Annotated in this window: 18 protein-coding genes and 1 riboswitch; of the genes, 1 reads left to right on the top strand and 17 read right to left on the bottom strand. The window is 44.8% G+C overall.

Annotated features, from left to right (window positions below):
* Positions 1-65: 65 nt before the first annotated feature.
* Positions 66-1,028, bottom strand: coding sequence for a glycosyltransferase family 2 protein (locus OCV61_RS08200; protein WP_158421423.1), 963 nt, complete (start codon positions 1,026-1,028; stop codon positions 66-68).
* Positions 1,029-1,038: 10 nt separating this feature from the next.
* Positions 1,039-2,904, bottom strand: coding sequence for a glycosyltransferase family 2 protein (locus OCV61_RS08195; protein WP_158421422.1), 1,866 nt, complete (start codon positions 2,902-2,904; stop codon positions 1,039-1,041).
* Positions 2,905-3,141: 237 nt separating this feature from the next.
* On the opposite strand from OCV61_RS08195, the gene OCV61_RS08190 reads away from it, so the two are divergent.
* A complete protein-coding gene (locus OCV61_RS08190; RefSeq protein WP_158421421.1) occupies positions 3,142-4,413 on the top strand; it encodes a D-alanyl-D-alanine carboxypeptidase family protein in 1,272 nt (423 codons plus the stop codon).
* Positions 4,414-4,611: 198 nt separating this feature from the next.
* Here OCV61_RS08190 and OCV61_RS08185 read toward each other — a convergent pair whose 3' ends face one another.
* The 15 genes from OCV61_RS08185 to OCV61_RS08115 all read right to left on the bottom strand — a co-directional run bounded on the left by OCV61_RS08185 (position 4,612) and on the right by OCV61_RS08115 (position 24,612).
* Positions 4,612-5,187: a hypothetical protein gene (locus OCV61_RS08185; protein WP_262582749.1), complete on the bottom strand. Its 576-nt coding sequence runs from the start codon at positions 5,185-5,187 to the stop codon at positions 4,612-4,614.
* Positions 5,188-5,237: 50 nt separating this feature from the next.
* Entirely contained in the window at positions 5,238-6,524 is a 1,287-nt protein-coding gene (locus OCV61_RS08180) for a sirohydrochlorin cobaltochelatase (protein ID WP_158421420.1), read from the bottom strand.
* 196 nt (positions 6,525-6,720) lie between these two features.
* A riboswitch (cobalamin riboswitch) is annotated at positions 6,721-6,895 on the bottom strand.
* Positions 6,896-6,924: 29 nt separating this feature from the next.
* Positions 6,925-9,387, bottom strand: a complete 2,463-nt coding sequence (locus OCV61_RS08175) for a YfhO family protein (RefSeq protein WP_158421419.1) — start codon at positions 9,385-9,387, stop codon at positions 6,925-6,927.
* Between the two features lie 5 nt (positions 9,388-9,392).
* Complete coding sequence (locus OCV61_RS08170) at positions 9,393-11,837, bottom strand: glycosyltransferase family 2 protein (protein ID WP_158421418.1); 2,445 nt, start codon at positions 11,835-11,837, stop codon at positions 9,393-9,395.
* Position 11,838: 1 nt separating this feature from the next.
* Positions 11,839-14,361: a glycosyltransferase family 2 protein gene (locus OCV61_RS08165; protein ID WP_158421417.1), complete on the bottom strand. Its 2,523-nt coding sequence runs from the start codon at positions 14,359-14,361 to the stop codon at positions 11,839-11,841.
* A 4-nt stretch (positions 14,362-14,365) separates the two neighbouring features.
* Positions 14,366-16,600: a class I SAM-dependent methyltransferase gene (locus OCV61_RS08160; protein WP_158421416.1), complete on the bottom strand. Its 2,235-nt coding sequence runs from the start codon at positions 16,598-16,600 to the stop codon at positions 14,366-14,368.
* A complete protein-coding gene (locus tag OCV61_RS08155; protein WP_158421415.1) occupies positions 16,597-17,877 on the bottom strand; it encodes an ABC transporter ATP-binding protein in 1,281 nt (426 codons plus the stop codon). Before OCV61_RS08155 ends, OCV61_RS08160 begins: the two co-directional genes overlap by 4 nt.
* A 17-nt stretch (positions 17,878-17,894) precedes the next feature.
* Positions 17,895-18,710 carry an ABC transporter permease gene (locus tag OCV61_RS08150; protein WP_158421414.1) on the bottom strand — a complete coding sequence of 272 codons (816 nt, stop codon included), beginning with the start codon at positions 18,708-18,710 and terminating at the stop codon, positions 17,895-17,897.
* A gap of 10 nt (positions 18,711-18,720) precedes the next feature.
* Entirely contained in the window at positions 18,721-19,275 is a 555-nt protein-coding gene (gene rfbC / locus OCV61_RS08145; RefSeq protein WP_158421413.1) for a dTDP-4-dehydrorhamnose 3,5-epimerase, read from the bottom strand.
* A 65-nt stretch (positions 19,276-19,340) separates the two neighbouring features.
* Positions 19,341-20,471, bottom strand: coding sequence for a dTDP-4-amino-4,6-dideoxygalactose transaminase (gene rffA / locus OCV61_RS08140; protein WP_158421457.1), 1,131 nt, complete (start codon positions 20,469-20,471; stop codon positions 19,341-19,343).
* Positions 20,464-21,480, bottom strand: coding sequence for a glycosyltransferase family 2 protein (locus OCV61_RS08135; protein ID WP_158421412.1), 1,017 nt, complete (start codon positions 21,478-21,480; stop codon positions 20,464-20,466). Before OCV61_RS08135 ends, rffA begins: the two co-directional genes overlap by 8 nt.
* Positions 21,481-21,491: 11 nt before the next feature.
* The gene (locus OCV61_RS08130; protein ID WP_173727261.1) at positions 21,492-21,836 is read right to left on the bottom strand and encodes an EamA family transporter; all 345 of its coding nucleotides are present in this window, start codon (positions 21,834-21,836) and stop codon (positions 21,492-21,494) included.
* Positions 21,829-22,185, bottom strand: a complete 357-nt coding sequence (locus tag OCV61_RS08125; protein WP_158421410.1) for an EamA family transporter — start codon at positions 22,183-22,185, stop codon at positions 21,829-21,831. The genes OCV61_RS08130 and OCV61_RS08125 overlap by 8 nt, the downstream gene beginning before the upstream one ends.
* A 15-nt stretch (positions 22,186-22,200) precedes the next feature.
* A complete protein-coding gene (locus OCV61_RS08120) occupies positions 22,201-23,388 on the bottom strand; it encodes an ATP-grasp domain-containing protein (RefSeq protein WP_158421409.1) in 1,188 nt (395 codons plus the stop codon).
* An 84-nt stretch (positions 23,389-23,472) separates the two neighbouring features.
* Entirely contained in the window at positions 23,473-24,612 is a 1,140-nt protein-coding gene (locus OCV61_RS08115) for an ATP-grasp domain-containing protein (RefSeq protein WP_158421408.1), read from the bottom strand.
* Between the last annotated feature and the right edge of the window lie 23 nt (positions 24,613-24,635).

Raw genomic sequence — 24,635 nt, 5'->3', positions numbered from 1 at the left:
ACTATTCAGCAGATAGTAACGGTGAGGATACCGAACAGTTACGAAGCAGTTAAGTTTTCCCTTATTTATCCACGGAACCTGCGTATGATGTTTACCCATAATTCCAGTTGTATCTTCAGATAATTTGGCAGATTCTTTATGGAAAAACGTACTTTACGGTCTTTCTTGCTGATCTGGAAACCATTCTTGATCCCTGCCAGATATTCCCGTCCCATACCTTTTAAGGTAAAAAACAGGATCTTTACCACAAAGCCCGGGATCATAAAAGGAAGATTCAGAATGATCTGCAGAATCGGCATATTTTTATAAATCAGATAAATATTATTTCTTGATGAATATCTTGTTTTGAACTGATTATACCTGGAACCGCTGGTGCCGCTGCCTACATGGTAGACCACTGCCTTTGGTGCATACCAGTTCTCATAGCCCATGATCCTTGCACGGTAGCACACATCCAGATCCTCCAGATATGCAAAATGCTCTTCATCAAAATATCCGGTCTTATCCAGGAATTCCCTTCTGTAAATGGCAGCTCCGGCACAGGTAGCAAACACCTGCTCCTCCTGATCATAAGTATGGATACTCTTGCCCTTTCCTCTTGCAAAAGCCCAGCCAAGCGCACAATAATAATTGCCTGCGTCATCCAGCTTGTCCCGGTCATTAAACTGAACCATTTTGCCTGCACAGGAAAAAGCATTGCTATGCCTTTTGATGGCAGACAGCATCTCATTTACAAAATCCTTTTCAACTTCTGTATCATTATTCAAAAGCAGCACATATTTTGCTGCGGAGGCCCTTATCCCTTCATTGACCGCACGGCTGAACCCATAATTATCCGGAAGCTCGATCACCCGGACCCAGGGATAACCGGTTGCTGCAAAGGATGTACTTCCGTCAGCAGAACCATTATCCACCAGGATCACCTCAAAATCCCGGAATGTCTGGCATTCCAGACTTGACAATACACCATCCAGATATGCCATCCCATTATAATTGGGTATTACCACTGAAACTTCAACTTCCTGCATGTATTCCTCCTTATTGCCCTTTCCTGTTCTTCATCCCCGGAAGTGGTTTCAGGGAATAATTCCACTTTGTAAGAGACAGATTCTTATTGTAATAAGGATCCCCTTTTTTCAGGATCTGGATCCAGTGGCTTCTCATATATTCGATCTCGGTCTGAAAGCGCCTTACTTTGTCTTTACTGTCCTCCAGGCCTCTTGTTTTGGACTCCATATGATAAAGCTTTGCATAAGGATCGTACACCACCAGGTATCCTTCCCTGCGTATTTTCAAACAAAGATCCACATCATTAAAAGCTACCGCAAGTTCCTTTGTAAAACCGCCAGCCTTTTCAAAGGCATCTCTTTTTACCATCATGCAGGCTGCCGTCACTGCACTCATGTCCTGAAGAATGGATGCTTTATGCAGATATCCTGTTCTCTCAGCCGGCATATCTACAAACAAATGGCCTGCAATGCCTCCCATACCTACCACACAGCCTGCATGCTGGATGGTATTATCCGGATAAAGAAGCTTCACGCCTACGGCTCCCACTTCCCGCCTCTGACAGATGCCTAGCATTTCCTCCATCCAATCCGGTGTGATCACTGTAATGTCATTATTCAGGAAAAGGAAGTAATCCCCTCTGGCATTTTTTGCTCCAAAATCATTAATAGCTGAATAATTGAAAACTCCATTCCAACGCAGGATCCTTACATCCGGCTCCTTTGACAGCTGCTTATAATATTCAAAAATCTCATCTGTGGTACTGTTATTCTCAACGATCAGGATCTCATAATGTTTATAAGAGGTATTCTCACGGATAGACCGGATACAGGCCTGAAGCGTATCCTTTTCATCCTTATTGGGAATGATCACAGACACAAGGGGAGAACCCTGTACCGGGTACTGCACTCTGTAGAAGCCCAGATCCTTGGTATGGCTTACCACACCCTGTGTCCCGGTTCTTTCAAGGTGAGCCTCAATCGCCCGTTTGCCTGCATCAAAGGCATACATCTTACTTGCAGGATTGTCAGCAGTAGATGCTTTATGTGTCCTCCAGTGATATAAAATCTCCGGTACATGTGCCACACAGCCTGCTGCCTCCACACATCGGAAAATAAAATCATAATCCTGGGCACCATCGTATTCCCTGCGAAATCCGCCAACCTTCTCCACAATAGCCCGGGATACAGTAAAAAAATGACAGATATAATTATTAGAGCGTAAAAGATCCAGGTTAAAATCCGGCTTCAGATGAGGCTGAAAATGCTCCTTCAGATCCATGGTAACCTTATCTTCGTCTGTATATACAACCTCTGGTCTGGGATCTGTATTGAGAGCCTGCACCACTTCAAACAAAGCATTGGGAGCCAGCAGATCATCATGATCCATCAGTCCGATATAGTCGCCCTGTGCCATTTCAAAAGCGGCATTTGTATTTTCTGCGATCCCCAGGTTGGCCTTCAATGGCTGCCAGCGGATCCTCGGATCCTGCGCCTGATATCCATCCAGGATCTGGCACATCTCTTTGTCCTCAGGGCTGCCGTTAGCAATGCAAAGCTCCCAGTTGGCATAAGTCTGTGCAAGGACTGACTCCAGCATCTGTTTTAAAAAGACAGACGGTGTACGGTAAGCAGGTACTACTACACTGATCTTAGGTGCATAGGCAAAAGTATGCTTTCTCTGCTTCTCCAGCACGGTCTCATCCGGAATATATGCTTCATACCAGGGTCCATACGGAACCTCCTCAGGCTCAAACCGTTCGTGAAGACGGATCCAGAATTCCCTGGGGCCATAATGCTTCAGATAGCGAAGCCCTTTCTGGATGGTATAGGGAGACAGCTTCTTCAGCAGACGTCCCCATTGGATCTTCATCCCTGACGATTTTTGTTTACTCATATTTTCTTTCCTCTGTTTTATTATTACTGTACATTTTAACATTCTACTATATTTTTTGCAAGAAATGGAGTAAATGTGATATACTATTTCTGATTACAGATATGCTATGATAAAAATATTAAGCTGTAATCGTCTGAAACAGCTGACAAATATTCAAATCGAGCTGTTACTCACCACCTGAAAGAGGTGTGAGTCTTCTCGACTGAGATAAAAATATAACAGGAGATAATCTATACAATGAAAAAGCAAAAGAAATCCCCCAGCAGAAAACGGACTGTTTTTTCCCTTCTGCTCTCTGCCGGGCTGTCTGCTTCCCTGATCCTGGGAAGCCCTGCCTTTGCAGAAGAGGCTGCTACAGATACTGCTGCCTCAAGTATCACCACCAACCAGATTTCAGGATGGCCCCAAGGGCCTGAGATCACTTCCGAAGCCGCTGTGATCCTTGAAGACAGCACCGGTACTACCCTGTACGCCAAGAATATGGATGAGGTTCTTTATCCCGGGAGCACCGTCAAGATCATGACCTGTCTTCTTGCTTTAGAGAACAGCAATCTTACAGATGAAGTGACCATGACTGCTACCGGCGTTTCCGGTGTTACCGATGGAGGGGCCAATATTTCCGCACAGCTGGATGAAGTTTTTACCATGGAACAATGCCTGTATGCCATCATGGTTGCCTCTGCCAACGATATTGCCCTTCAGGTTGCAGAGCATGTCGGCGGATCCGTTGAAAACTTTGTTGCCATGATGAATACCAGAGCTGCCCAGCTTGGCTGTACCAACACAGTATTCACCAACCCTACCGGGCTTCCTGATGAGAATCAGCATACCACAGCCCATGATATGGCCTTGATCATGAAGGCAGCTACAGAGAATCCTTCCTTTTCTCCTATTGCCAGTGCGAATACCTACACCATTCCGGCGACCAATGTATCCGGTGGAGCCAGGTCACTTACCAGCAAGTTCACCATGACCAACAACAGTTCAGATGCTTACTACCAGGGCTGTCTTGGCGGCAAGGAAGGATTTACAGAAGCTTCCCAAAGCACACTTGTATGCAGTGCACAGCGCAATGATGTTACATTGATCTGCGTTATTTTAAAAGGTGCCTCCGGCCAGACAGATGATGAAGCCATCACTCTTCTGGATTACGGATTTTCCAATTTCCAGCTTCTTACCTTAGGTCAGGATGATTTTTCCCTGATGTCCGGAGGACAGGTGATCGTACCTGCCGGTGCCTCAGAGGACAGCCTGACTGTTCAGGATACACCGGCAGGCGACCAGGTGAACCGCACTTACTTCTACAGCGGCGTTCAGGTTGGTACTGCTGTAATGGAGCCGGAACAGGAACAGGACACCTCTCTTTATACCAACGGACAGGCGAATATGGAAGCCGCAAAGGCCTATTCCCAGTCCACCTCCTACGTGCCTTATGCAGTGATCGGAGGCGTGGCATTCCTGATCCTTCTTCTGTTGTTTATCAAAATGATCAAGATCATCAAGTCCTGATATCAAGGTGCAAAAGTGTAAATCCCCTGCGCCTGTTTAATCAATAAAGGATGCATAATAAAGCAAATATATCCACCATATTCAAATCGAGCTGTTACTCACCACCTGAAAGAGGTGGGAGTCTTCTCGACAGAGATAAAAGCCAGCCGAAACGCGATCGGCTGGCTTTCATATATGGTGGATATATCTGCTTAATGATTATTCTGCATCCTCGGTATCTTCAGCTGCATTCTCGGTATCTTCTGCCTCATCTTCAGCAACTTCTACAGGAAGCTTGTTATCGTCATTCATCTCCTCCGGATTGCTTACGCTTACTGTATGATCATACCATTTGCCCTTAGTACCGATAATAGCAAGGTCAAAATCCTGATCAAGAGCCTCTACAGGAACATCAAAGCCATACACTTCATCTGATAAACCATCCTTATAGGTAACCGTATCTGTGGTAGGCTGAAGCAGCTCTGCGTCATCCTTCTGTGCATCCTCAGCAAGCCCTGGGAAAAGATTCACAATGTTCTTGGATACAAGAGAGATATGAAGGGTCATTTTGCCGTCTTCTACAGTAAGCTGGCCTTTGCCCTCGCATGCCTCATTTGTGTGGAACATGCTGCTGTCTGTATTAAAGTCAACAATGTAAACTCCATCCTCCAGATCCTGTGTATCGGATGCTTCTTCTTTGGTGTCTGCTGCCTCTGCCCATACCGGCAGTGTCATAGGAACTGTCATAGCAGAAATACTTAATGCTGATACTAAAATGGCTAATGAACGCTTCATAACTTTCTTTTCTCCTTTATGATGATGTGGTCAAATGGCCACATGTCCGTTTATTTTGCTAAGCTGTCGATAGCTGCTTTTGTATGCTCTACATACAGCTGTTCTACTGCATCGATTCTTCCAAGTCCTTCGATCTGGCAGTCTACGCTGTCAAATTCTCCGGATGCCTCAAACATGCTCTTCCAGGAATCGTCGTCATCTCCAGCCATATCATTGTTTGCATGATCACCTGCAACAACCATCAGCGGACGAAGAATCACTTTCTTGAAACCAGCATCTTTTACTTTAGCGATTACAGCATCGCATGCTGTGTCTTCCGGCTCACCCTCTACAGTACCGATGAATGCGTTTGTAAATCCAAGGTTCTCCATCTGTGTCTGCATCTGGTCGTAAGTAACATTTGCTGTATGGGATGTTCCATGACCCATAAATACGAAAGCTGTACCATCTTCAGCAGCAGCTTCCATGCTGTCATAATCTGCAGTCTTTACAGCCTCATCTGTGATAGCTTTTGCTACAGCTTCTTTATCCTCATTGATCACTGTAGCATCTTCTCCAACCTCACCCAGCATTGGCTCTGCAATAGCTACAGACTCGAATTTGTCTTTATATTCCTCAATAGCAGCTGTCATCTCATCATACTCTGCGCCATGCATCAGGTGTGTAGGCTGTACAACCAGATTCTTAACTCCGTTTGCAACTGCACGGTCAAGTGCCTGCTGCATATTATCGATATGCTCATCATCTCTTGCCTGTACATGGTTGATGATGATCTGAGCTGTAAATGCCCTTCTTACAGACCAGTCCGGATATGCTTCCTGAAGTGCATCCTCGATACCCTTGATATCCTGTGCACGGCTATCATTAAAAGAAGTACCAAAGCTTACAACCAGAAGCTCATTCTCACCGATCTCATCCTGGTTTCTCGGATCATCCTTGGAAGCGTCTCCTGTATCTCTTCCGAAATACTCAGGGCTTGCCTCTTCTCCCTCTACCAGTTCCTTCTGTGCATCTGTCAGTGCATCCCATGCTTCTTTTGCTTCTGTGCACTGTGCATCTGTATCGTCTGTTCTCTCCTGTACGTAGATCGCATCAATAAGAGCTGCCACTTTATCTGCTGCCTCCTGGTCTGCGTCCTCAGCAGATGCATCATCTGTTTCCTCTGCATCGTCTGCTGCTTCTGCGTCGTCTGTTGCTTCTGCGTCGTCTGCTGCTTCTGTGTCGTCTGTTGCCTCTGCTGCGTCTTCTGTCTCTGCAAATGCTGCTGTTGCTGCACATGTCATGCTTGCTGCCATAGATACAGACAGGATCAGTGCCATAATTGTTTTGCGCTTCATTATTTTTTCCTCTTTTTTTCGTATTTCCGGACGAACTATGCATAAAAACAGCGGTCACATTTCTGCGACCGCAATGCTTCTCATCAACACATTCGTTCCTTTTGTCAGATGCTTCTCCCTCTTCGCAGAAGTATACCGACAGTAAACTATATGATCATATAATGTTATGAGAATACTGGTTCTGTGTCCCGCAGATCCACAATCCCACGCAAAGGCAGTTCTCCTGACTTCGTTCTACACTGCTTCCCCTTCCCGGTCTCCCAGTGGGCTCTGAAGCAGCTCCCTTACACAGTGACGGCATCGTTCCGGATTCACACCGGATTCTCTTTTACGCATCATGAAATGATGCTACCTATGCGCTACAACTTTATACATATTCAATTCGGATATCTAATAGTTATCATATAATTGTGTCTTTTCTATGAACAAAAAATGTATATACAGTAAACATAAGATAGATAATCCAGAATGCCAGACTTAGCAGGATTCCTTCTTTCAGCAATGGTGCATGATAAGTAAGGGTAAGGGCATGATTTCCTTCTTTTACTTTACATGCAAGGAAGCCTAAGTCCCCTTTCTGCAGCTTTGTGTCTTCTCCATCGATCTTAAGGCTCCATCCATCCTCATAAGGAATCATAAAAAGTACATATCCATCTGAAGCCGCTTGGATACTGCCTGTTACCAGTGTGTCCTTCTGAGGGGCATCCAGCACAACCTTTGATTCCTTCTTTGCCTGGGATTTTCCAAGGCCTGCCGCACTTTCCCTGTCTTCTCCATCCTCCAGCACAATGGCATTACTTAAAAACTTCTTCCGGATCTTTTTATCCGCTTCCCGCAGGCTGCTTTCTGATACCGTTTCATCATAAAACCTTGCCACATCGCTTTCCCGTACATTTTGATACAGATACATACTGCCAAACTGACGGATCAGCGTATATTTGCTGCTATCCAGGCTGCTATTCTTGGAGATCAGGTATCTTACCCCTGTAAAGGCTGCAAACCAGTTGTTCATAGCATTATCCCAAAAGGTATACCTGTTCCGGTCTGCATAATAAAAGCTTGGGATACAGGTGTTTACAAAATCCTTTACATTGCTGTTCATTACAGAATTATAGGTGCTGACCCCTCTGTACCCCTGAGCCAGGGAATCCATGGAAATCGTCGCAGACGAAAAGTCCTTTTCCACCCGGTAAAAGCTTTTGTCTGTTTCCCTTAAAAATCCCAGAATGTCCTGGATGTCCTGACTGTAAAGCTCCCGGAAATATGCCTGGGGCTTGTCAATAAAATCTCTTGCCTGCTGCTCGGACGGATCCTCAACGATCTTCTCAAGATAATCATCCGTTACCTGCACCACTGTTTCTGCCGGTGTATCCTCTTTTTTCAGGGACATTCTGTCTTCATAGCCAACAGTTCCCTCACAGATCACATTCGCAGCCATAGCCAGTGCCAAAAGGCTAAAAAGCACCTGCTCCCCTTTTACTTTCAACCGGTTCACCAGCAAAAGTACAACTGCCATTACTGTTCCGGTTACAGCCGTGATCACTGCGTTCTGTCTGTATTCAGCAAAAAGACTGTCCTCATAGCCCATCCTGCAGGCTTTATACATAAAGATACAAACCAGAACCACACCTATAATGCTGGCTCTGCCGCCCTTTTTCAGATAATCCCAGGTCCAGGCTGCTGCCAGAAGAATCATAGGGAGCAGCAGGAAAGTATATCTGTATGTAACCGTAGCAAAAGCATTAAAGGCATAACCGCCTACAGGAAAGATCATCAGAAGCAACATAAACAAGGCTGCACCATAAGCAGTCCTTCTGGTACGCTTTGTCTCATTGCTTTTCCAGAACAAAAGCAGAAACTGCACTACCAGGAAAACTGCCAGAACAGAAACAAACAGCACCGGATCCTCATAATAATTCCAGAAGCCATAGTATTTCTTGTCTCCCAGTTCCTGCAGATTCTGGAAATTCGTGGAAAAAGGACGAAGCAGAAGGGTTTCATAATATTCCTGCTTATTCAGGGTAAAACACCTTTTTAAAAGATCTGCCAGGGTCCTCTTCTGCTCCACTCTGGATGTTACATTTAAAAGAATGGATGCCATAGGAAGAAAAACTGCAAAGCTCATCCCAAGTCCCAACAGCATAAGCAGACAGCCGCCTGCAAATTTCCCCATCCTCTGCCGGATGGTAAGCCCATTCAGTGAGATTACCCGGAACAGAAGATACAGTCCGGTTCCCGCCAAGCACATATATGTGAAATACACACTATAGATCCCACAAAAAAATACCATTATCGGAAACAGCTTCCATTTTTTCTCTTTTCTTAAAAATTTCTCGCAGAATAAAAGTAATAGTGGAAAATACACCGTTACCATTCCAAACTGGTAATGCTGTCCCCAAACAAGAAGATAACCACTAAGTCCATAGGCAAAGCTGAATATAAATTTGCTCTGCCTGCTAAAGGAAAATTCTGACAGGAACCAGTAAAAAACCCAGCCTGCTGCCAGAATCCTTCCGATCTGTATCCATACCAGGAAAAACAGCATGTGTGCAGGTCCAAGGATCACTCCCAGGGCATACAGCACCATCAGGGACGGGTCAAACAGATTCAGGTTAAACATACTGATTCCAAAGCCATTGTTAAAATCCCACAGAGAAAAATTTCCTTCACGAAGATGATTGACTATGGTTGCATAATGCATGGTATACTGCTCCAGGGTATCTCCCCCTACATCGCTGAACACCAGCAACTCATTTCCGAAAATGTAATTTCTGTAAACGATCAGGCCGCTGACAAACAATACCAGCAGGAGCAGAAGTCTTGTCTTCTGCTCCCGGCTTATTTTATTTATAAGTTTTTTCATATCATTTAAATCCTCTTCAGGGAAAAATCCTGGCTCTTTAAAGTAAGATTTGGATTGTAGTAGGGATCTCCGTCACGAAGGATCTCCGGCCATTTTTTCTCAAACACAGCCATTTCCCTGTTAAATCTGGCCACCTTTTCAGGTGTGTCCTCAAGGCCTCTTGATTTTGACTCATAATGATACAGCTCTGCATAAGGATTGTATACGATCAGATAACCGGCCTTCCGCAGTTTCAGGCAGAAATCAATATCATTAAATGCAACTGCCAGATCTTCGCTTAAACCGCCCACCTTTTCAAAGGCTTCTTTTTTTACCATCATACAGGCTGCTGTAACAGCACTGTAATCCTGGGCACAGATGATCCTGTGGCAATAGCCTGTAGTCCCTCTTGGCTGCATCACAAAGCAGTGTCCTGCAATCCCGCCAAAGCCGATCACCACTCCTGCATGCTGGATGGTATCGTCCTCATAGTAAAGTCTTGCGCCTACACCACCTACATCCGAACGCATACAATAGCCAAGCAATTCTTCCAGACAATCCGGGTTAATGATCTCCGTATCATTATTCAGAAGCAGGAAATATTCTCCTCTTGCATACTTTGCCCCAAAGTTATTGATCGCTGAGAAATTAAATGGACCATCCCAGTACACCACACGAGCCTTTGGATTTTCCTTTTCCAGATCTTTATAGTACTGGAAGGTAGCCGGATCTGTACTGTTGTTTTCAACAATCACATACTCATAGTTCTTATAAGTAGATTTACTGTCAATGGCATTCATACACCGTTTCAGATCATCAATATGATCTTTATTAGGAATGATGATAGAGATCAACGGATCCCTGTCCCGAAGGAACCTGGTACGGTAAAGTCCAGGAAATTCTCCGGGAAATACCTGTGCCGAAATGCCGATACGTTCATAATGAGCTTCAATGGCCCTCTTCCCGGCTTCAAAAGCATAGCCTTTGCTTTCCGGATTCTCTGCTGTAGAGTCCTCATGGCATCTCCAGTGATACAGAATCTTAGGGATATGATAAATCTCCTGGTCCTTCACTGCCTCCACACACCGGAATACAAAATCGTAGTCCTGTGCCCCGTCATAAGCACTGCGAAGCATACCAACCTGATCCAGCAGCTCACGCTTCACCACAAATAAATGGCAGATGTAATTGACTGTACAAAGAAGATCCGGGTTATAATCCGGCTTAAAATGAGGCTGAAAAAATTTGTGCCCATCCATGGACATTTTATCTTCGTCAGAATAAAGCACCCGTATTCCCGGATGTTCATTTAACGCCTTTACACAGGAAAACAACGCATGAGGAGTCAATTCGTCATCATGGTCTGCAAAAGCAATGAAATCTCCTTGTGCAACTGCCAGCGCCTGATTGGTATTTTCAGAAATCTGCAAGGGCTTTTCACTGAAAACGACCTTGATCCTTTCATCCTGGGCTGCCAGCTCCTGCAGCAGCTTCCTGATAGGGGAATCTGCCCCGCTTCCATCAGAGATACAAAGCTGCCAGTTAGGATATGTCTGCTCTTTTACACATTCTGCCAGTCTGCGCAGATATTTTTCCGGTGTTTTGTAAGCAGGAACCACAATAGAGATCATTGGCTGGAAATCAAATTTTGTCCGTCGCTCCTTTTCCAGTTCTCCCTTTGTGGGAAGATGCCTCTCGATCCATTTAGAATAAGGGATTTCCCTGGTGGAAACAGTTTTCACCTTAGATACTGTCTTATTCCATAACGCAGCAGGGCCTTGATATTTCAAATATTTCATGCCCTTTTTCGCATATTTTTCCACCTTATTTGCCAGGATCACCGGTTTTTGCAGATGCACTACATAAACTGACTTTTTGCCTTTACACTCAAAAACCAGATACATTACTTTACCGGAAAAACCGGTTATTTCTGCAAAAAACCCTGTTTTTCCAGGATCCTTTGCTTCCTCATAAAGCTGTTCCACATCCACCCGTGCAGTCCTTTGGATATCTGCCTGGACAGGCTTTTTGTTTTCATCAAAAATATGGACCGAAACCGGTCCGTCAGCAATGGTCCAGCCCCTTAAACGGACACAGCCTGCCTGCACCTTTTCCTCTTCCATATAATACTGTGGCTTTCCTCTTTTTTTCTCCAGATCCTTCACCGGAATGGAAAACCACAATTCCTTTTTATCTGGTGTGTCTGCATAGATCTTCAGCTTATGGTAGCCCTTCAGATCCTGTGGAAGCTGTATCGTTGCTGTGATCCGTTCTCCCCGGATCCTGTCTGGATCCTTGAAGCGCTCCATGGCGCTAACGATCTCCAGCTTCTGGATATCTGCCTTTAACTGGCTGTTATCCAGAAAAGCCAGCATTTTTCCTTCTTTGGGCCAGGTTCCCTGCAGAACATACCGTGTAGGATCCTGTAAATGGAACCGTTCTTTCGTTACCTCAAATATTTCCTTATACATTTTAAACCTCTCTTAAGGAACAGTCTCCTTCTGTCACTGATAAATTCGGGCTATAATAAGGATCTCCTTTGGCCAGCTCTTTTCCCCATTTTTTCTCAAAAAGCAGGGTTTCTTTCTTAAAGCGAAGCTGCTTCTCCGGTGTATCCTCCATGCCTCTGGACTTAGACTCGTAATGATACAGCTGTGCGTAAGGCGTAAATACTACCTTTTTCTTATGCTGTCCAAGCTTCATGCAGAAATCAATATCATTAAATGCAACTACAAATTCCGGATCAAAACCATCTACCAGCAGAAAATCCTCTTTCTTAACCAGCATACAGGCAGCTGTCACTGCGCTGTATTCCTGTACGCTTACCAATCGTCCCATATAGCCATCTGCACTGCCGGACGCCCTGCAGAAAATATGTCCTGCAATGCCTCCCAGGCCGATCACCACACCTGCATGCTGGATGGTATCATCTGGGTAAAACAGCTTTGCCCCTGCCGCGCCTACGTCCTTCTGCTGACAAAGCATCAGCATTTCCTGGATCCAGTTGGGAGTAAGCACCTCCACGTCGTTGTTCAGAAATAGGAAATATTCCCCATTCGCCAGGGCTGCTGCAAAATTATTGATAGCAGAAAAATTAAAACCTTCTTTCCATGTGAGAAGCCTTACAAAAGAATACTTTCGGGTCATTTTCTCATAATATTCAAAGGTTTCCGGATGGTTGCTGTTATTTTCCACAACCAGTACTTCAAAATTTCGGTAGGTACTTTTCTTATCAATAGAAGAAAGACACAGTTCCAGATCCTTTACATGATCTTTATTTGGTATGATAATGGAGATCAAGGGCTGTCCCTTTATCTTCACCTGGCTTCTGTACCAGCCTGGCCTCTTTGTCATCTCCACTTCTGCCTGGATCCCCATTCTTTTGTAATGTGCTTCCAGTGCTCTTTTCCCTGCTTCATAGGCATAAACCTTACTTGCAGGATCTGCTGCTGTAGACTCCATATGACACCTCCAATGATACAGTACCCTTGGAATGTGCACTATGTTTTCCGCCTTTTCGCAGCACCGCAAGATCAGGTCATAATCCTGTGCTCCATCATAATCTGATGAAAAAAGTCCAACCTGCTTTAACAATTCTTTCTTTACCACAAAAATGTGACAAATATAATTATTCTCCCTTAAACGGAAAAGATTGTAATCCGGCTTAAAATTTGGTTCAAAATAATGGGCACCATCCATACTGATCTTATCTTCATCAGTGTACAGTGCATCTGCCGGACGATCACCTTTTTGAATACTTTCATTGATGGCCTTTACAATATGAAAAAGTGCATCCGGTGCTACCACATCGTCATGGTCTGCAAGAAGGATATAATCCCCTTTAGCCATTTTTACTGCCGCATTAGTATTCTCTGAAATACCGCCGTTCTTTTCCAGTTTTTTATAGCAGATTCTTGGATTCCTGCCATAATGCTTATGAATATAACTGGTAAGCTCATCTCCTGTACTTCCGTCCGCCAGGCAAAGCTGCCAGTTCTTGTAGGTTTGCTTTACGATAGAATCCACCGCCTCCTTCAGATAAGGTAATGGTGTATTATAAAGAGGGATCACAATACTGATCTTAGGTTCATAAGGAAAATGGGTTTTCCGCTGGGCCATCAGCTCTTTTCTCCCGGCTTTGTGACGCATCAGCCACTGCTCATAGTCTCCGGTCACGATTCCGGCTTTTGCATCCACATATTTCAAAAATCCACGGATTCCCTTCTTTCGCAGGCATTCCAGATTCTCTTTCCGATTTTCCCAGGCCAGCACCTTTTTACGCCTGCCGGCAGGTGAATTTTCCGCCTGAAGCTTTTTCAGGTCGATTTCCACTTGTTTTCGGATCTCTTCCCTGCCTGTATTCCCAATGAAAACCAACACCAGCCTGCCTCCGGCCACATCTGCCAGTTTGCCGCTGATCTGAAATCCCAGTTCTTTTTCTTTATATTCTGTGCCAAGCGCCAGACTTTCCACCACATCCGGCCTGCGTCCACGGCTCAGCTTCAAGGGTACCGGATTCCCCTTACCGTCCTGAAGCAGGATCCGGTCAGTACCTTTCTGGCAAAGTACCCAGCCTTCTGCAGCGATCATGGTACGGTACAGCACCTCCTGTCGGTCTATGTGTACCTCCATCATCTGATCCTTACAAAAATCATAAAGCTGCTGTGAATCTGTTTCCCACAAAATGGCTTTTTCTTTTCCATCTGTGACCACAAGCCTCAGCTTTTCATGCTTCTTTACAAGCGCTTCTGCATTGGGGATCCTTATTGTAAAACCGCATTGCTTTGTCCCTGATGTCTCCGGATATCCGGCTTCCACATCCGGTCTGGCAAAGCGCACCGGCTCCTCCATCGGGAGCTGCTCCCCTGCCGGATCTGTAAGAAGGAAACGTAAGGGCTGGCAGTCCCTTTGAAAGGCCCACCCTTCCAGAATCAGGGATTTTTCATTCTTCTCCTGGTATTTACGGTCATCTACACTCCACACTAACTGTTCCATCCGGTTACTCCTGCTTCTTTGATGAAGCCCCTTTTCCTTCCGGCTTCAGCTTTCTGTATAACTTCCATGCCTTTGTATTTTCCATTTCATGGATCTGGGCTTCTTTTTGCTTCAGCTGAGCCTTCAGATCCTGGATCTGAGCATTTTTTTCATTTTCTTCCCGTGCAAATCTGCTCCAGAATTCCTTTACTGCTTCTTGTTCCTTTAAGGCCTCCAGCTCCAGGGTGAGGATCTCTGCTTCCCTTGGCACATTTTCCAAAATGATCTGCGGATCTCCGCCGCCGAAATAGTAGCAGTGATCACCAAGTGCAAACCCATTGGTATGGAAGGCTGCCTTTCCCAGATCTCTCCACCGGATCCTGCAGATTTTAAAACCTCCCGGCACTTCACCAGGATCAAGACGCATCCGTCTTGTGCCTGCAGGTACAGGGATATCAATACATAGCCCTCTCCTGGTCATAGGATACTTAAAAGAGTCTCTTTCCTGAAAATCCTGTCCCCTGTCGAAAAATACCTGAAGCTTTCTCTCATCTCCACAGCCCCGGATCCTGTCATAATATTCCTTCACATCCAGCTTGCCTGGAGAAATCTCATCATACAGAGACAGCATAGGGATATGCTTTCCGACCATGTATTTCTGGAAATGCTGCTCCATCTTCGCATATATTTCCTGTTCTTCCCGGCTGATCCCAGCCTTTTCATAAAGGTCTCTGTTTTTCAGCACATGACGCTTTCCGTCACTTTCCAGATAATAATGAAGCATACGATACATAATAAAGTGTGCAGGCACGCAAAAATCAAAGGTCCACTCGTAATCCAGCACCCAGTCCTTGCCTTTTCCAAGAAGGATATTGGCCGGAACCAGATCAATATCTGCAAGCCTGCCGCCCTTTAAGCCTTCTGGAAGCCCAGCCTGGCCAAACACCTGTATAAACTCCGGTGATTTCTTAAAATCCTGGCTGCCGTAAAGCCGTTCTGCCTTATGAAGATAAGTAAATAAAAGGCTTTCTGCCTCATCTAACTGTCCTTCTTTTAGAAGTGTATCCAGTTTCTCCTCCAGGGAAATTCCTTCCAGATATTCCAGTTTTACCCCATATGATACTTTTTCGCAGGAGTTGACATAAAGCTTTTCTTTTTCAAAAAGTGGGGCTAAAGCCTGTCCTTTATCATAAATATTACTTACATGAGCTTCTGCTTTTGACCCAGTCGGAAGCTTCTGTACATAACGGCTGCCATCTGGTTTCTGGCAGATCTGGGTAAGGATATTAAATCTTGGATCTCTTTCATTGGAATACTTGATATAGGCTGTCTCTGTTTCAAATTTATCCTGCCCGATCACTACCAGGAAGGAATTGGCAAACTGAGGATACAGATCATTATCCAAAATGGAATCATACACTGCTGATTCCTGAAAAAGTTCCATACGCAGCCTGTCAAAATTATATTCTGTACGATTCAGTTCCCCACGCCTTGGCAGTCTTCTGTCTGAATAAATGGTCATAGGGAATTTATAATCCGGGAATGGATAATACCAGGTACTTTCAAAGCCGCCTGCTTCCTGGAAGATCTTTTTCAGTTCTTTTACAGTAAAGGTCTTTACGCCCTTTGTGGATGGATACCCCTGGATTCCTTCAAATAAAGTACCAAAATGGTCTTCTGTACATCCAGCCCAGTACTTCAAACCAAAACGGTTCTCAATGGCGATCACGATCTTCCCATCTGGCTTCAGATGCTTTCGGATAATCTTCAGGAAATCCACATAAGGATCCTGGCTCTGGATATAGGCCTCTCCATATTCAAATACACCGATCAAAGTAATATAATCGTATTTCTCTGTCAGTTTCTTCTCCACATCCTGAAAATTTCCCACAAGAATCTTCAGCTTCTCACTGTCTCTGTGTCTCCACGCATTGATCTCACTGCGCTTCATGGACAGATCGATACAAGTCACTTCACCTGCTCCGCCAAGAAGGGCACCTGTAACAGCACCGCATCCGGAACCGATCTCCAGCACCTTTTCCTTGCCTGTAAAAGGCATCCAGCTAAGGATATTCTCTCTGATATGTGAAAAATGATAGAGAATGGGCCAGCTTTTCTTTTCCCCGATCACCTTATTAAATCTGTCTGGGCTTACATTTCTGGCGATCTCCAGCATTTCATCCTCAATAGCACCATCTGTATATAAATCCCTGCCCTGATAGCAGGTATCATCCAGGATCACATTACCGATCTTCCTCATATATCATCCTCCTGAACCGTTACAGTCGAATTCATATCAAAAAAGCCTACCGTATTCTTGGCAGAAATAACAGTAATATTGCACGCATCATACAATCTGTGGAACACCTTGAATTCCCCGTCCTTATAGCCGGTACAGCCAAAGGACAGAAGATATTCCCCACCCTGCAGATCCATTTTCTGTGTAAAGGTAACTGTGCAGCATCCTCCAGGAGCAGGCTCCGGCACTTCTGCTTTCTCAAAAAGGGTGTTGGTGCCTGTCAGCTCTGTTCCCCTAATATTCTTAAAGGTATAAGCCATGATCGGCTCCTGGATCTGCTCATTAAATCGAACCTTCATAAGGATCTGGAAGGTGCTTCCCTTTTCTATGGTATTGGTGAACATCCCCTTGTCATCCTTAATTGCAAAATCCACGATCTCCGCCTGCTTGTCCCCATACTCCAGAGTATTAGGATTTGGCAGAAAATGTTCATGGCTGATGGACGCTACGGCTGCTTTTGCAAGGTCCTCGCCCCCATCTGTTTTTTGTTTCACAGGCTCCTGTCCTACCAGCAGCTGCTTGTACAGATCCACCATTTCCTTTGGTGAGCCTTCATCCAGCTTAACACCTTTGTTAAGAAGGATCACACGGTCACAATATTTGGACACGCTGCTTAAGTCATGGGTAACGAAAAGAATGGTTTTTCCCTGTTTCTTAAACTCTTCAAATTTATGATAGCATTTTGCCTGGAAAAATACATCACCAACAGACAGTGCCTCATCTACAATCAGGATCTCAGGATCGATATTGATGGCAACTGCAAAGGCAAGACGTACAAACATACCGCTGGAATAGGTTTTCACCGGCTGATGGATATAATCTCCGATATCTGCAAAAGCAAGGATATCATCCAGCTTTGCGTCGATCTCTTCCTCAGAAAAGCCGATCATGGTACCGTTCAGATACACATTCTCAAGCCCGGAATATTCCATATTAAAACCGGCTCCCAGCTCCAGAAGGGCAGAAATACGTCCATTGACCTTCACTTCCCCTGTGGTAGGTGCCAGCACTCCTGTGATGATCTTAAGGATCGTGGACTTCCCGGAACCGTTCACTCCGATGATCCCTACACATTCTCCTTCGTGAATATTAAAATTCACATCATGAAGGGCATAATGCTCCCTGTATTTTTTCTTTCTGGACAAGCCAAGAGACTCTTTCAGACGGTCAGAGGGCTTGTCATACAGCTTATACATTTTTGATAAATGCTGGACTGAAATCACATTTTTATCACTCAAAACAGGTTGATTCCTTTCTATAGTACGTCTGCGAAATGGATCCGCAGTCTTTTAAATACCCAGTTTCCGAAGCAGAAACAAACCAGGGTAAAGAGCCAGAAATATAAGGTCCATAATGGTCTTTCAAAAAACCACCGTTTTACAACAAATGCATCCCTGTAACCGGAAACAATATAGTACATAGGGTTCAGCTGAAGGATCTTCTGGATCAGCGGATGGTCCTTCAAAGCTGTATCTGCCACCCACATAATGGGTGTAAGCCATACGCCTACCTGCAGGCCGATGTTGATGATCTGGGTCAGGTCACGGAAAAATACCACCACTGCACAGCTAATGTAAACCAGGCTTAAGGACAATATAAATACACAAATACTGTAATACAGGATCTGCAGATAATACCAGTCCGGAAATCTTCCATAGAAGGCATACAAAATAATTGTAAAGACCACGAAAAAGCCGTGTACAAACAGTGCGGAAATGATCTTCACAACAGGAAGCACACTGATGTTAAAAACGACTTTTTTTACAAGGTAATTATATTCAAGAAGAGCGTTGGTCCCGCCTACTAGGGCATCCTGGAAAAAGAACCAGGGAACAATCCCAGCTACCAGATACAGTACAAAAGGAATCCCGATCCCATCTGTATTCTGGCGGAAGCCAACAGAAAATACAAACCAGTACACCATAATGGTAACAATGGGCTGCACAAATGCCCAGAAGGTTCCAAAATAGGAACCTGCGTATCTGGTCTTAAAATCATTTTTAGCCAGTTTCATAACCAGCCGGCGGTTTTTGTATACATCCGCCGGCAGGGAAAATATCGTCTTAAGCATTCATTCTCTCCTATCTATGGAACTCCTTAAAGCTCCCCCATTTCTGGTCTTTGTCAGAGAAAGTAAGCTCCATACCTTCAGGGATCGGCCATTCTACTCCAATATCCGGATCATTCCAGATCAGGCCGCCTTCGTCTCCCGGATGATAGAAGTCAGAACATTTGTAGGTGAACTCTGCACTTTCGGAAAGTACCAGAAATCCATGAGCAAATCCCTTTGGAATAAAGAACTGTTTTTTATTTTCTGCTGAAAGCACAACACCAAACCATTTGCCGTAGGTTTTGGAGCCTTCTCGTAAATCTACTGCCACATCAAACACTTCACCGTTTACCACACGAACCAGCTTATCCTGAGGATAATTGATCTGGAAATGAAGACCTCTTAATACTCCGTAGTGGGAACTGGACTGATTGTCCTGCACAAACTCCACATCAATCCCTGCTTCCTTGAAATCATTGTAATTGTAGGTTTCCATAAAATAACCACGGGCATCTCCAAAAACAGTTGGCTCGATTACTTTCAATCCTTCAATATCTCCACATGGTGTCACTTTGATCTTTCCCATTTTAATTTCCTTTCTGCCTTTTTTGGCTTTCCATTTTCTATATTTTGGTCACAAATCCAACTTGCTTAATACTCCTTAAAGGACTTCAGCTGCTCTGTAACATACTCCACATCCTTCATGTCCAGGTTGTAGAACATAGGCAGCCTTAACAGTTTCTCGCTTTCCTTTGTAGTATATCGGTCCTCTCCTGCAAAACGGCCAAACTTCTGTCCTGCCGGTGCTGTATGCAGAGGAATATAATGAAATACACTGCAGATACCTTTTTCCCGAAGATAATGGATCAGCTTAGTACGAACTTCCATATCCCGCACTTTCAAATAGTACATATGAGCATTATGGATACATCCTTCCGGTATCACAGGCCGTGTAATCTTGCCTTCTTTCTCAAGAGCTTCCAGCTCTCGATGATAATAATTCCAGATTTCCATCCTTTTATCCTGGATCTGGTCACAAACCTCCAGCTGTGCGTAAAGATAGGCTGCATTCAGTTCACTTGGAAGATAGGAGGAACCATAATCCATCCACCGGTATTTGTCCACCTGGCCTCTGAAAAACTTACTTCTGTCAGTTCCCTTTTCCCTGAGGATCTCTGCTTTTTCCTGATACTCGTCTTTATCAAATAAAATAGCGCCGCCCTCTCCCATGGTATAATTCTTTGTTTCATGGAAGCTATAGCAGCCAAAATCACCAATAGTTCCCAGTGCCTTGCCCTTATAATAGGCATTTACGCCCTGGGCAGCATCCTCTACTACCTTCAGTCCATATTTGTGTGCGATCTGAAGAATCTTATCCATCTCACAGGACACTCCTGCATAATGGACCACTACGATTGCCTTGGTCTTCTCTGTGATGGCCGGCTCGATCAAATCCTCATCAATGTTCATGGTATCCGGACGGATATCCACAAATACGATCCTGGCGCCACGAAGTACAAACGCATCTGCTGTAGACACAAAGGTATATGCAGGCATGATCACCTCATCCCCGGGCTGTATATCAGACAGATAAGCAGCCATCTCCAGTGCATGGGTACAGGAAGTGGTAAGCATTACATGTGCTGTATGAAACCTTTCCTCCATCCATCTGGAGCACCGTTTGGTATATTCCCCGTCACCGCACAGCATGCCTCTTTGTACAGCATCCTGAATATATTCCATTTCTTTGCCTGTATAGGCAGGCCTGTTAAAATCAATCATCAGCTTTTCCATGTCCTTTTTTCTGTATAATTTCTGCCGGTTCCTGAGCATCTGACTTCTGAACACTTATCTTCTGAGCATCTGCCTTCTGAACATTTACTGTTTCCCGTATTACATACTGAGGAGTTTTATTCTGGTTCAGAATCATCTTACCGATATATTCTCCCATAACTCCAAGCATCAGAAATGTAATACCGAAGAAGATCAGCATGGCACACATCAGGGAAGACCAGCCCATAGCCACATCAGGATTGGACAGCTTCTGGATCAGCACAGCCACTGCCAGTATAAATCCGGTAAGGGAAAACAGAACTCCCATCACCTCTGCTGCCCGAAGAGGGATCACCGTATAATTCAGGAAAGACATAAACAAGCGGAACGCCTTTTTAAAATTATAATTGGAGCTTCCTTCTTCTCTTGAAAAATGCTGGATCTCAATATTAGCAATATTAGAAGTAGTACGATAAAACAGGATCTGCAGGTAAAGATTGTAACCTTCATACTTCACGATCTCATCCCGCACATACCTGCGGCAGCACCAGTAATTGCTAGCCTCCAGTCCCTTAGGCCGTTCTACCATATGCCATACAATAAATGAAGCAATCTTGCTGGTCAGATTCTTCATGAAACTGAATTTTCTTTTCTTATATATTCCAAAGACTACATCATAGCCCTCTTCCATCGCCTTAATAAAGGCAGGGATCTGCGACGGGTGGGTCTGCATATCATCATCCATTCCCATGATATAATCCCCTTTTGCCTCATGAAGTCCTGCCATGATGGCATTATGCTGACCAAAATTCTTGGCCAAATTAATTCCCTTTACATTCGGATATTTGATGCCCAACCTGCGGATAACTTCAAAGGTATCATCCGGGGAACAATCATTCACCAGGATAAATTCACAGTCCAGTCCGGGGATCGTCCGAATCACCTCCATGCTCATCTCCACCACCTTCTCAATGGTATGGGCAGATCTGTAGCAGGGGATCACAATTGATAAAAGCATTTTTTCTCCTTTTATAATGAGAATACCAGGATCCCCACAAGGATCACCAGCAGTCCCAGAAGTTTTCTCTTGGTAAACCGTTCCTTCAACACCAGATATCCCATCAAGGACACAAATATATAGCTGCTGGACTCAATCACAGGCGACAGAGAAAGGGGTACTTTCTTTAATGCCACCATTGTAAGAAGTGTTGACAGGAACAAAAGTCCGTATCCTGTGATCACATAAGGATTCAGATATTCGTGAAGTCTGTCCCTGTATGTCTTATTGGCAGATATCTTCAGCAATATCTGGGAAAGGGATGCCACAAATACAGATACGATCAGAATACATATATAAATCTGCAGTTCATTCATCAGCAGTCACCACCAGGTAAATTCCTCCAAAAATGATCAGTGCCCCAAGGATCATATTCCAGGTGATCTTCTCACCAAAAATAAAGGTACCCCAGATCATCCCCCAGATCAAGCTTACCGGCTTATTAGCATAAGCCACCGTCAATGGCAGATGCTTCAGGATCTGCTGCCAAATCAGGGCATACAAAGCCATGATCAGAAGAACGCCTCCATACCATAAAGCAAAGCCGATCAAACTTTTCTGATTGGCTGCCATTTTGGAACATACACCGCTTAAAGAACTCATCAGAAGGCTTACATGCAGAACCAGAAAAAGTCCTGCTGTCTTTTGCTTTCCATTCTCTTTCATGCTATTTTCCCATAATTATTCCATAAATTCAATGTGTATTTTTGATAAAACTTCCTGAAGTCTCTTTCTGCATTCTGTAAGTGTGCTGCCCTTCAGGATCACCTGCCCCAGCCTGTCCCTGCCATTACGATATCTGTGTATCTCTTCTCCAGGGCAAATGTTGAAAGAAAGATCCAGGATATCCCCGGATGGTGCATTGTCATTCCTGATCTCTTTTACGATCCCATCACGTAAAGATAATAAAGTATGTGACAAAACAGCAGGATGTTCTCCATCCAGATGGAACATCTCTTCAACCCCAAGATCCAGAGCCAGCCTTACAATGGCTTCATAATAATTGATACCAAAAAACTCTCCTACAATCTCCGGCAGACAAGTAGCTCCTGCCCTGGCAGTGATCTCAACCACATAAACCCTGCCATCCTTCCAGATCAGGTCACAGTTCACAGGACAATTATCAAGTCCCAGGGCTTTTGCTGCTTTGCCCACCTGCTCCCTGGCCTGCGCGCCAAGAGCTTCCTCTTCATCAAAAGGCACAGAATGTCCTACCGGTGTAGGCACTGCGCTGATGAAAGCTTCTGTATTATCCAGAAGGCAATACAAAAACTTTCCGTCCTTCAGCATAGCTTCTGCCCCAAATAAAGTGCCTTCTATAAATTCTTCTACAAGGCAGTAATCCTTCCCTGTAGCTTCCATAGTAAGCCTGTAATTGGCTCTTGCTTCTTCTTTTGTATTGCTGCGGAAAATCCCTCTGCTCCCCATCAGGTCTACTGCCTTCAGGATCACAGGAAAGGTAAGCTGGGAAAGGGCGGCTTCCAGTTCTTCCTCAGATCTTACACGGATATGCCGTGCTGTCTGTACCCCTGCCTTTACAAAGGCTTCTTTCATTTTCCATTTATCAGAGGCTGTCTGTGCAGGAATGGCTTTTGGCCCGGTAAGCCCCATAGCTTCACACACAGTCCCTATAGCCGGTACTCCTGTATCAAGACAACAGGTGGTGATCCCCTGGATCTGTGTGCGTCTTGCCTCTGCCAGCACTGCCTGTGGATCTGATATGTCTGTATAGGAACATTCGTCTGCTTCTGCAAAACCTGGCCAGCTGCCTGGTGTGCTGCAGACAATGGTATAAATCCCCAGCCTTTTCGCCGCCTGGATCAGTGGCATCTGAGAGTAACTGGCTCCCAGGATCATCAGTTTCTTCATGGAATCCCTACCTCTTCTTAAAAATCAGGGCATGAACCGCCCGGTTATCGCTGTATCATATCATAGCGTTTTTGTCCGATACTGTCAACTGACGGAGCCCAGGATTTTGCGCGCCTGCTCCAGAGAATCGGTCTGCACAATATAATACCCATATCTGGAGCCACTGTCTGTAATAGGATGGGAGCCAGGCTGACTGTCTAGCACAAACTCCCGGATGATCTCAGGGCACGTTTCTTTTAATTGGTAATAAGCCTGAAGATCTTTTTCATCCATGATAAAACGAATGGCTGCATACATTCCTTCCTGCTTCCGGGCAAATTTGGGCGCATTCCCTAATGCTATGTCCACCACCATTCCTACAAAATCCTGTCCTGTGGACAAAGGCACCAGATGTGAGCCGATACAGTCCCCGCCCATTCTGGATCCGATCTCAATAATGTGGATATCACCCTTTTCATCAATACGGAATTCGCTGTGACCGGCGCCATTTTTCACCTGCAGGGCATCCAAAGCTGCAAAAATCATTTTCTTTGCTTTTTCTTCTGTTTCAGTATGAAGAGGTGCAGGCTGTAAATGACCTGTTTCAATAAAATGAGGAGTTCCTGTGGTATATTTCTTTGTAATAGCCAGACAATGATGCTGTCCTGCAAAGCTTATGGTTTCCATGCTATATTCATCCCCGGAAAGATAGCCTTCCACAATGGCTTTCTTTTCAAAGGACTGACTGACTGCGGCAGTGATAGCAGCCTTCAGCTCCCTTGAGTTGTTTACCTTTGTGATGGCCCTGCTCCCGGAACGGTCTGTAGGCTTTACGATCACCGGATATTCCGGTATCTGTACCTTGTCCTCTTCTTCCACGATCGTAAAAAAAGGTACAGGGATCCCAGCCAGAAGAAAGGCCTTCCGCATGGCATACTTATTGGTAGAGTTTTTGATACACTCTTCCGAATTGCCTGGAAGTCCCAGCCTTTCAGCCAGATACTGTACCGTTATATTTGCCAGGTCAGAGCCAATAGTCGCTACTCCATCCGGCTGGATCTGTTTACAGATCTCCAGTATTTTTTCTTTTTCAGTAATACTGATCTCATAAAAGTAATCTGCATCTGATGCACCTGTAGCGCCTTCTCTCCATGCAAAGACATGGGTCTGATAACCCATGTCCTTGGCTTTTCTTATGAGCGGGCGCTGAAAATCATTTGCTCCGATGATCACAATTTTCTTCATAGTCCCTGTTTATCCTTATTTAC

The sequence above is a fragment of the Blautia ammoniilytica genome (assembly GCF_025566965.1).
GTDB classification, from domain to species: Bacteria; Bacillota; Clostridia; order Lachnospirales; family Lachnospiraceae; genus Blautia_A; species Blautia_A ammoniilytica.
The sequence above is the reverse complement of the archived record's forward strand: the minus strand, read 5'-3'. Positions and strand labels throughout refer to the sequence as shown.